General features: G+C 63.4%; 12 protein-coding genes. 3 read left to right on the top strand and 9 right to left on the bottom strand.

Annotated elements, in window-relative coordinates:
• Positions 1 to 186: 186 nt before the first annotated feature.
• The 3 genes from VMD50_RS17505 to VMD50_RS17495 form a co-directional block, all read right to left on the bottom strand.
• The gene (locus VMD50_RS17505) at positions 187 to 561 is read right to left on the bottom strand and encodes a hypothetical protein (protein WP_325429036.1); all 375 of its coding nucleotides are present in this window, start codon (positions 559 to 561) and stop codon (positions 187 to 189) included.
• Positions 562 to 633: 72 nt separating this feature from the next.
• A complete protein-coding gene (locus tag VMD50_RS17500; RefSeq protein ID WP_325429034.1) occupies positions 634 to 1095 on the bottom strand; it encodes a PIN-like domain-containing protein in 462 nt (153 codons plus the stop codon).
• Entirely contained in the window at positions 1061 to 1735 is a 675-nt protein-coding gene (locus VMD50_RS17495) for a DUF433 domain-containing protein (protein ID WP_325429032.1), read from the bottom strand. The genes VMD50_RS17500 and VMD50_RS17495 overlap by 35 nt, the downstream gene beginning before the upstream one ends.
• 149 nt (positions 1736 to 1884) lie before the next feature.
• On the opposite strand from VMD50_RS17495, the gene VMD50_RS17490 reads away from it, so the two are divergent.
• Both VMD50_RS17490 and VMD50_RS17485 read left to right on the top strand, forming a co-directional pair.
• A complete protein-coding gene (locus VMD50_RS17490) occupies positions 1885 to 2412 on the top strand; it encodes a tyrosine-type recombinase/integrase (protein WP_325429030.1) in 528 nt (175 codons plus the stop codon).
• 25 nt (positions 2413 to 2437) lie between these two features.
• Positions 2438 to 2716, top strand: coding sequence for a tyrosine-type recombinase/integrase (locus VMD50_RS17485; protein ID WP_325429028.1), 279 nt, complete (start codon positions 2438 to 2440; stop codon positions 2714 to 2716).
• A 1102-nt stretch (positions 2717 to 3818) separates the two neighbouring features.
• Here VMD50_RS17485 and VMD50_RS17480 read toward each other — a convergent pair.
• The 6 genes from VMD50_RS17480 to VMD50_RS17455 all read right to left on the bottom strand — a co-directional run bounded on the left by VMD50_RS17480 (position 3819) and on the right by VMD50_RS17455 (position 9381).
• On the bottom strand, positions 3819 to 5222 hold the full coding sequence (locus VMD50_RS17480; protein WP_325429026.1) for a hypothetical protein: 1404 nt from the start codon (positions 5220 to 5222) through the stop codon (positions 3819 to 3821).
• Positions 5164 to 5463, bottom strand: a complete 300-nt coding sequence (locus VMD50_RS17475; RefSeq protein WP_325429024.1) for a hypothetical protein — start codon at positions 5461 to 5463, stop codon at positions 5164 to 5166. The genes VMD50_RS17480 and VMD50_RS17475 overlap by 59 nt, the downstream gene beginning before the upstream one ends.
• A 327-nt stretch (positions 5464 to 5790) precedes the next feature.
• The gene (locus VMD50_RS17470; RefSeq protein WP_325429022.1) at positions 5791 to 6660 is read right to left on the bottom strand and encodes a hypothetical protein; all 870 of its coding nucleotides are present in this window, start codon (positions 6658 to 6660) and stop codon (positions 5791 to 5793) included.
• Positions 6661 to 7653: 993 nt separating this feature from the next.
• A complete protein-coding gene (locus VMD50_RS17465) occupies positions 7654 to 8010 on the bottom strand; it encodes a hypothetical protein (protein ID WP_325429021.1) in 357 nt (118 codons plus the stop codon).
• A 134-nt stretch (positions 8011 to 8144) separates the two neighbouring features.
• Positions 8145 to 8462 (bottom strand): hypothetical protein, encoded by a 318-nt coding sequence (locus VMD50_RS17460; protein ID WP_325429019.1) that lies wholly within the window; start codon positions 8460 to 8462, stop codon positions 8145 to 8147.
• A complete protein-coding gene (locus VMD50_RS17455) occupies positions 8371 to 9381 on the bottom strand; it encodes an HK97 family phage prohead protease (protein ID WP_325429017.1) in 1011 nt (336 codons plus the stop codon). Before VMD50_RS17455 ends, VMD50_RS17460 begins: the two co-directional genes overlap by 92 nt.
• Between VMD50_RS17455 and VMD50_RS17450 the strand changes: the two genes are divergently transcribed.
• Entirely contained in the window at positions 9374 to 9787 is a 414-nt protein-coding gene (locus tag VMD50_RS17450; RefSeq protein ID WP_325429015.1) for a hypothetical protein, read from the top strand. The genes VMD50_RS17455 and VMD50_RS17450 overlap by 8 nt on opposite strands.
• Positions 9788 to 9811 lie beyond the last annotated feature (24 nt).

The following is a 9811-nucleotide window of genomic DNA, read 5'->3' as shown; positions in this document are numbered from 1 at the left end:
GAACAGTAGGTACGGTTTTCATGGCGGTCCCTTACTCCTTCTTCGAGGTGTACTTGGCGGTTCACCCGAAGACCTACCACCCGGCAGGACTCAGGTGAGGGACCGCCACCTCAAATCCCACGAAAACCGGGACAACCTCGCTCGGGCTGTAACCCGCACTGAACGCTGCGGAAGTTAGTGACTCGCTTACCGCTTACCGACCCATTTGCGGATCGTCATGCGGTCGACGCCCATTGCCTGAGACATCGCGACCTCACTCTTTCCGTCTTCGATGGCAAGGATGGTGATGGCGCGGGCCGCGGCATAGGCGAGGTCGAGGTCGTTGCGGGCCTCCGCGATAAGCTGGCCAGTATCCTCGATGGTCCCGTCTCGGTCCTTCTCGTCGGTCCTGATGTACCGGACGCCGGCGTTATACGCGGCATTGGCGTTCGGATCATCGTCGCGGTATGTCTTGGCGATCATCGCGCGAACGGAGTCGAGACGGGCATTCTGCTCAGCGGTGAGCTGGATGGGGCTCCCGCTGACGCCGAAGCGTGCGGGCTGATTCGTGCCGTGAGTCATGGTTGAAATTCCAATCTCATTGTAGATGCGTCTACAGGCTACCGTGAGTGTGTAGACGTGTCTACAGCCAAACTAGCGCCCCGCGCGGCGGCGGCGGCGAGAAAGCTCAGGAACCGTTAGCGGTTCGACGCGCGACCGATTACCGCCATGGATACGCCAGGCCCCGCCGCCGGCCCGTAACGCATATGTGCAGACGTCGACGAGGGTCGCTTCGGCGGCGCGGACGAGCTCATCGCGCCGGGCGTTGCCAGGGTAATAAAAGATGTGGATCTTGGCGGCTTTGAAGGCGGCGATTTCGGCGGGGCGCTGCATGATTTTGGTGTCACGAGCCAATGCTGCCCAACGGTTTTCGCCGCAACGCGCCATCCATACTTCATCGGGAGTTCCTTGGGCGCGGTGGCGTGACCCGAAAACCTTCGCCGGCGTGTGCACGGTATATCCGAGGTCCTCGAAGAATCGGCGCAGCGTCTTTCCGACGAGTCCCTCGTCGATGTAGAACTCAGGCGGCGTGGCCCAGGAGGACGCGCGCGGCAATGCCGACGTCGTGGGTGGAGATCCCGAATTCGTCTGCGACAACAGCGGGCTCCTCCCCGGCTTTGAGCATGCCTGCGACATCGATGAGTCGCGGCCCAGTGAGCCCGAAGCGTGGTAGACCGAAGCTCAGGTGCGGGTCGACGACGACCTTGGACGGCTCACAGCTGGGCAGGGTAAGCCTGGTCGGCGCGCCGCAGTCCCAGGTGATGTAGCTGAGGTAGTCCTCAACGATGGCTCGGATGACCGTTTGGCCCGTGCGGGCCTCGATGAGCCCGCTGCCGCCCGATGTCTTGGAGAAGTCCCAGAGCACGTCAATGCCGTCGGTGGCGAGATTGGGGGCGGTGAGGGCGTTTTCGGTTCCGAACTCTTTTTGGAGGACCCGCAGCGCGGGGCGGATCTTGCGAACACGCACTCCGGCTTTGCGCAGTGCTTCCAGCACATATGCCTCGGTGAGGGCAAGAAAACTGACGGAAGCCACCCCGGCTCGTTCGGTGGGGGCCAGGTGCAGCAGGGGCGCCCCCCGTTCGTAGCCTTTGGCCCAACGATGGAATGTTTGCTGACTAACGGCCAGGTATCGGGCCGCATCAGTCATGTTCATGATTCCGCGATTGAGCACTGGGTCATGCAGAACATCGGGCATCTTGTGATTGTTGCAGAGCGGTATGACCCCGGCGGTCTCGACGCGCACGGGCCACCCCCCGAGCCGGGCTCAAGGTCGTCGACCTCTTCGACACCTGTTCCCAGGGGAGCTGTGGCCGGCTGGTCGCCCTAGGCTACGCCGCGAAGCTGTTGGCCAAGATCATCGCCGGAGTCCGGGTTGGGGAGGCCACGCCGGCCCGGATCGACGCGGCGATCCGCTCGATGCGCCGGGCCCACGGCGATGTGCTGGCCGTGCAGTCTAAGACCCTGTTGAAGGGCGCCCTGCACCTGGCGGTGATGGCCAACGTCATCGGGGCCAACCCGGTGCGCGACGTGTCACCGATCCGGTCGAAGTCCGGGGCCAAGGGCGCGATCGCGCTGACCGCTGACGAGCTGCGTGAGCTACTGGCGAAACTGCGGGCCTCCGAGCCGTGCCAGCACCACGATCTCGTCGATCCGATCACCCTGTTTGTCGCGACCGGGTTGAGGATCTCGGAGCTGCTCGGATTGCGCTGGAGCGACTTCGATGAGACGACCGGGACGCTGGCCATCACCGGCAAGGTGATCCGGGCGGCGGGCAAGGGTCTGCTGCGGATCGACGAGACGAAGACGGCCGCGGGCCGGCGGACGCTGCCGCTGCCCGGCTTCGCGGTGACCGGTCCTATCGGCCCGGCGTGAGCTCCCCTACCTCGGCCAGCAACCGATGATCTTCCCGTCGACGGTCGGGACGTGGCGCTGCCCGGACAACTTCCGGGCGCGCTGGCGTGAAGTCCGTGAGGGGCTCGGCGTGGCTGACGTGACCTCCCACAGCTTCCGCAAGTCGGTGGCCACGCTGATCGACGACGAAGGGCTATCGGCGCGCATCGGTGCTGACCACCTCGGGCATGCCCGGGTGTCGGAGACGCAGGACACCTATATGGCCCGGGGTCGGTCGCACAGCGTGGTCGCTGAGCTGCTGGACCGGGCCATAAGCAATGAATAAACGATGGATTGCGTGCGGCTCGGCTGGAAAAGGGCCTCTGACGTGCCCCCGGCAGGATTCGAACCTGCGACACCGGCTTTTGCAGCCGACCGTTTTCGGTGGGTTCCAATAGTTATCGTTAACCGTTGCGCCGCAGTGCTTTTACATGCCCAATCAATGCCAACGATTGATGGTAAATCTCACCGATTCTCAGTCATAAACGGCGAATAAACGACGAGCAAACCGCCCGACCATCGCCTTATACGAACATCTTCCCTCCGGCAGAAGACGGGCGTAAATCGGCCCGCGATTCGGTGGGGAATCCCCGACCGGTGAGGAGGCCGCGGAAATGAGCGGCAAGGTCATCCGGGGGTACAGCCCCCCATGTCTTCAGGGGTGGCAGGCAACTGGTAACTGACAGTGATGCGGGCACCGTCCGGTGTAGGACCACCAGTCGAACTACGGCTACCCGGACGCTCAACGATAACGCCGATTGACTCAAGATTGCCCACATACAGCCAGCTATGTAAATCGCTGGTGACAACCGCACGACCACAGCGGTTGATCCACACTCCATTACGACGCACAGCAGACCCGAGCTGGGCACTCATCACCGACACCGCAGTGTCGTAAGACACCGTGTAATGCCAGATCTCGTCGCGCTCCTCCCACTTCCTGCCACCCCACGGCTCCGACGGGTCGCCGACTGTCGTAGGCGTGGGACTGACCACCAGCGTGCTGCCGGCAGGCATGTTGATATCGGCCAGCGAGGAGCGCGGACCCCCCCACGGCGACGGAACCGACTCCGATGTGGTCGCTGGCCTTGGCGATGGCGGCAGCAAGACCTGTGTAGGTGTGTTCGTCGGCGCGAACGTTGTCTGCGGCGGTCCCGCTATGTGCTGCGTGCATGCGGCGGTAACGAGCACCGCGACAGCGGTTGCATTCCGTGTCTTCATCATTCGCCTTCGCTATGACACGTGTTGGGGAAAGCTAATCGTCCGAGCCGTGTGCGTAGCTACTGGCGAAAGTCACCTCATGCGGGACCAAAGGTCTGTGGCCGCCCGAACAGCCGATGTGGCACAGCAAGCAGGCCCAGGTCGTCCTGCCTACACGAACGTGGGCATTAGAGCACGCTCGCCAGAATGTCGTAAGGCGCACTGTCCAGCACGCCCCACCGCCACAGTGCCCCCGAGACAGCCACCAACGGGCTGATGTCGAACCCGTCGTCCCGGCGATCCCAACGCTGCGATTCACCCACCTGGCGCACCCGCGCATTCGCGATCGCGGCACCGAGCTCGGGCTGACCGACATGGACCAGGCCGCCCGCCTTGACGGCTTCCTGAAACGCCGCGCACGCCGACCCCATGTCGACGGCCGACAGCTTCACGAACTCGACACCGGCGGCCACCAGATCGGGCTGCAGCGCGGCCGCCTGACCACCAACAAACAACGCCGTCTCGACCACCGTGCGGGTCGCCACCAACTCGGCGAGCCGCGGCGCCACCCACCCGGTTCCCTGCCCGCTGTAGCTCATCACCAACACCCGGCCATCGGGGATCGCGCCGGCCACCCCGATCGACGACCAGCGCCGATCCGGCGACACATCGACCACCAACGCCACCCGCAGCGGCGCCGGAGCCCGACGATCCGCCAGCGCATTCCAGCCGCCCGCATCGAATATCGGACCCGCAGCCTCCTCAGTCGGCCAGATGCCGAGACGCTCCCGGGCGAACCCCTCATCGGCCGCGGCGGCCCGCTCGGTGAGGATCGTGGCGTGCGAAATCAGTGACCCCAAAGCGGGATTCCCCGCTGCCCACGCTTGCGGATCATCCAGATCGGCGTCCGGCGGTGCGCTCCACTCCAGGTAGGTGAGGCGGTGATCTTTGCCGTCGATCCCGCGGCGACGGAACCTATCGAAAACCACTCCTTGCTCGATCGTGACCGGCGGAGTGCCCACTAACCAAATCTGGTGTGCCGGCCGGGCACTGACGGTATATAAAACGGCTTCCCACTGCTCATCATTCAAAATCTGGGCCTCATCGAGCAGCAGGCAGTCCGCGCTAAACCCGCGGATCGCCGACTTGCTTCTGGTGACGAACCGGACCTCCTGCCCTGAGCGCAGGCGAATATATTCTCTTGCAACAGCATTGCCGATCCCGACGACCTTGCGGCGCAGATCGTCGAAGTTCTCGAAATACGCTTTCAGCCGCTGAAAACCGATTTGTGCGGTCCTAACCTCATGAGCGCTGTGGATGATCATCTTCTCGCCAAACAGCAGCAGCCCGGCCAACGCTCGCGCCTCCAGAACCGCACCTTTGCCGTTCTGTCGAGGGCAGCACAGGCCGACGTGTTTCGCCGCGAACGTGCCGTCCGCACGTTCCCCCATGCATGCCTCCAGCACGTTTTCCTGCCAGTCCAGCAGCGACAGGCCGTAACGGGCGGCCAGCTCGGTGACGTCCTCCCAGGCGTTAACCCGAGCGCGTGGAGCGTGTCTTATTCGGGGTACGGGCACGCCGTCGGGCAGCACGGCGTTTTGCGATTTCATCGGCGGCGCTCGCTTGCTCACTTGTTGGTATCTGGTCGATCTGGGCCAGCACATCGGTCAATCGCAGCGCTAGGGCGGCGACCTCGCGCGCATCGTGGGTCACGTCGAGATCGCTGGCGAGCCGGTCACGCAGAACCCGCAGGGCAGCCAACCGGTCACCGGTCGCGACGGCGTCGGCAAGCAGCTGCTTGCGGGCCGGTGTGCTGCGCTTGCGTTCTGTCACGTCTCCCACCAATTTTCGCTGCTCAACCAGAAGCCTAACGCGCCAACCGGGGGCTGCATCCCCGGTTTTCCTGCAAGCTGGCCGCAGCTTCGCACGCGCTACGGTTTACCTAAGGGGCCGGCCCGGATGCCGGCGCTATGGCCCGCTACTTCTTCTTCTTGGCCTTCCCCGACGACTCCAGCTTCGCGGCGGCCGTTTTCGCACCGCTGTAAGACGTCGTCGACAACGATCTCGACGCCGCCTTCGATGGGGCCTTGACCGCTGCTCCCTGAGGCCCGCTTTTGTAAGTTGCATGGCCGCTGGCCATGTTGGCGTATGAGTAAGCGGTCATTCGGTCCTCCCGATCGGTGGATTGAGCCTAGCGTCGAAGTAGTGCTTACGTTGCACCCACCTGAAACCTTCATGCTTAGTAACGGCTGCGATCTCTATCGGCCCCCCAACTGTGGGGTGCTCGGGGCAAAACTTCACAAAACCAATGGTCACCTGCACTAAAAACTCGGCAAGATCGATTGCATCCTTGATCGGCATCGCCGCGCCCACTATCCCCACCCGGATCTCGTTGGCCATGGCCTGAGCGAGAGCCACCGCTTCCGCGTCGTCCTTCGCCAAATTCAGATTGGTGAGTGCCAAGGGCGTGAACACGCTGACCCCATTGAGCAACCGCGAAATCGCCTCTATCTGCCCCCACCACGCAGCGCCGGGCTCGCCGGCGAGAATCTCGATCGGCCCTGTGCAGCCATCTGCCGACAATTCGAGTACGAAGATTTGTGGCTGATCTTCGGCAGCGCCGTACCCTGCCACCGAAAGACCCAACAGGGAAACCTCTTCCCCGTTCGCCTTCGCTGCAGTCGCGTACGGCTCGTAATGCTCATCGTAGAAGAACTTCTTGACCTGTTTTGCGACCGTGGTCATGTTGTAGCTGTCAGGTTGCGACTTCCAGTTGTCTTTCGACCCGGTGGCAAATCTGGCGCGGAGATCTTTGGCGAGTGTGGAGATCGATGCAGGGCCGATGTTTCCGAGTCCCCACGTCATAAGCGAAATGGGAAGGCCCTTATAGAGATTGAAGATCTTGTTGGCGTTGTTGTAGATGTTGTGAACGGTCACTTCGCCTGCCGGGCCGAGCGTCTGGAACGTCGTGGCGCTATCTGATGCCAGCACGTATCCGTCGTTCACCCTCACCACAAGGGCAATGGTCACGCCCCCGAATATCGCACAGCGACTGACCGTTTCGCGGCATATTCGCCGTGTCCGATGGCCTCAGTTCCCTCCTTTGCGCATCGGCACGGTGTCCGACAGAGGATTAGCCGCCCCGAGGCGCGCCCGGCGATGAACGGCCGAATCACCTTGCTGCACCCCGAACTAGCCAGTATTTGCCGCAATTGCTGCGAAAGTTTGCTGGAACCGGGCTATATTTGCCGGGTTGTGGCCGGACGCGCCGAAAAGGCCCTGACGTGGGCAAACGGCGTACAAATTGGGCTCTGTGTGCGCAAGGAGTTTTGCCCGCAGGTCGGGGCGTACCAGCTACCAAAAAAAGACCCCCCCTGACCTGCGACGATGCCTATATGCCCCATCGGGGGCAACGAGCCAAGCATGCAGCAAACATGATTACCATCTGGGGAATGCCTATCGATGCAGGTAACAGGATGCTTTGCGCCAGATGGGCAAACGGGGCGTTATCAGAATGAAAAGTTTGCTGGCTGCATTGCTGGCTGATTCCAGGCCATCTACCTGCGCTTATGGTGCACCGCCCGACTACAGCGTTTGCCATTGCGAGCGAATACCCCTAGGACGTATCTGAATACCGCCCTGACCTGCGCGTTTGAGATGTTTGCTGGGATGGTGGCTAATCAGGTGTCGGGTTCGAACCAGTCGAGGGCCGCAGGCTGGGGGTTGGAGCGGTGCTGGCGCCGGTTTGTCGCGTTATTGCAGGCCGCATGGCTTGGCCCGGCCCAGATGCCCAGCCGGTGGGCGTCAGGTCTGTCGGCGTGCGCTAGATGCCAGGCACTGCCCGGTCTTATCAGCCGGCCGCACAAAGCGCAGCGCACCATTCCCGACGCCACTAGGGGCGCCCAGCGGCGGCGCAGCTTCTGGTGCGCCGAGCCGTAGCCCCTGTTCACGGTGCTGTCGGGAGCAGGGTTGCTGCGGGGCCGGCCGCCGCGGTTGATCGTGGGTGTGACGATCATGGGCCGGCTAGCTGGTTGTGCCTAGCCGGCCGCCCGGCCCCCGGACGGAAGGGTAGGTGAATCTCGTAGGCGTGGTCTGCGGTGCTCGGTCGTCACCCTTGGTTGGCAGCTGGCTGGCTGCTGAGGCGGCGTCGCCGAAGACCCGATTGTCGTCAAGGCGTTCGCCGCGCGGGTAGGTTGGCGACGACAGCGGGGGCTGCGGTGGTTCGCCCAGGTCGGTGGGCCGCTGGCTGGTCCCCAGGGCGCCGGCGCCGAAGCCCTGGTGGACGGTGGCGACGTCGGCTTCGGCGTCAAATGCGTATCCGCTGCCGACGTTGTCGTCGCGGGCGGGTGAGTAGGGGCTGGGATTTGGCCGGTTAGCCATTGGTTGCTCCTCTTACGTTGCGGTGTGACGGTTTTTGGCCCGGCGGGCGGCCAGTCGGAGCACTGCAACTGGCCGGCCCCGCCGGGGTTTTGCTCGCGCAGGCCCGAAAGGTCGCCTGCCGAGCAGCTCAATCATCATCCTGTGATGCGCTGCTTGAGTTTTGAGACCACGCCGTGTGGTCTGGGGTCCCGGAGAACTTGGCCGCAGCCGCAGTCGCAAATCGGCGGCGACGCCGCGGCGCGCCGGGCGACGATCGCGGCGACCTCTTTCTCCAGCACGGCGCGGTCTTTCACGTTCGCCCCTATCGTCCGTTTGCCGACCGGGCCGTCGAGCGTGAGTTCGACACGGTCGTTTCGCACTTCATGCAAGGCGAATTCTGGGTCGAGGTCGACGATGTCGCCGCGCCGCGCCGAGTAGATCCCAGTGGGTTCGATGCCGTAATAGCCGCCCATGACGTCGGCTTTCAGCCTTACCTTCATTTTCGCGCTTCTCCTTTCGTGTTTCCTTGTGCCGCAACTGGTTTCGCAAGCCTCGCATCGCGCGCAGCTCTGCTAGCATCCGCGCCCGTTGGCGGATTTCAGCTTCGGTTTGGGGCGGGAACTTGTGAAGCAGCAGGATCAGATGCGCCGTCCGCCAATCCATCCCGGTTCGTCCCGGGTAGCTCATTGCTTCTCCTCTTGGGGGCTGGTCGGAGCGGGTGAACAGGCGCCGTAACTCGCCTTCAGCGGCCAACCGCTCGACGTCCTCGATCGGGGCTTGCATGTGTTTTGCCAGGCTCCGCAGGCCGGGGGCGCTGGTGCCGTAGGCCGGGACGGTGACCGGGCCGGTGTCGATGAGCTTGCCGCTCAGCAGGTTTCGCACAGGGTTCCCGTTGCGGTATTCGAACTCGTCTGAGATACAGAGAAAGGCGAAGGAACTGCCTGGGTAGTCGCCCCTGGCGGTCGATTCGAGCACGTCCTGCCGGGAGGGCGCGAGATCGCATTCGTACGCTAAGCCCCTATGATCGACCGAAAGCCGTAGAGTGCCGGAGTGGTTGGCGCCCAACAGCATTCGGCTATCGTGGTCGGCGCGGCAGACCACGTCCGGCCAACCCTCAGCGTAACTGTGGTCGAAGAACGTCGGCGAAACCTGCTCATACCCAAACTGCATCCGGCGGGACAGCTGGCCGAATACGGCCCCGTAGCCGAATATGGTTCGCCCGGCGGCGCCGGAGCGCAGCTCGATCCGGCCGGGCGTGAAAGCACGCTCCAGCGAGGAAACCGAGTCATTATCGGCGTCGTCGTGCTCCTCCAGTTCGATGCCGAGCTCTTTGGCGCGGGCCCGGATTTTCGCCTTGATGCTGGCGACCTCGGCGGCGGAATGATTGGCCATCACCTTCTTCTGGTGGATGCGTGACCACGCGCTGCGTGGCTATGTCAACTTGAATTGGCCCCAGGGGGACGGCTTGAAGTGGCTCCACGTGATGGCAAAGCTGAGCGAGGAGTTGCCTCAGGCTCGCGGCGAAGGAGGGGTAGGCTCGGCTGTCGTGGTGCAGGAGTCTGGGGTCGGTCCTTTTCAAGGTCTTGATGCTGGCGATGCGGTGGAGTTGGGCGAGTTGCTGGCGTTCGTCAGCGACTGGCTGGCCAGCGACCCTAATCGGTTGGATGCGTCGTTGTATGAGTTCGTCGGCGTTCCGGATTATGTCGGCCCGGTGTGCACGGCGGAGGAACTGCGCGCTGAGGTGGACCGTTTCGCTCGTATGCTGCTGGGCTACGCGGTAACCGGCGAACAACTCTGACCTCCTGCGGCTGTCAATGACGTT

It is taken from the genome of Mycobacterium sp. (assembly GCF_035506235.1).
Lineage (GTDB): Bacteria > Actinomycetota > Actinomycetes > Mycobacteriales > Mycobacteriaceae > Mycobacterium.
This window is presented reverse-complemented; position numbering and strand designations above follow the sequence as displayed.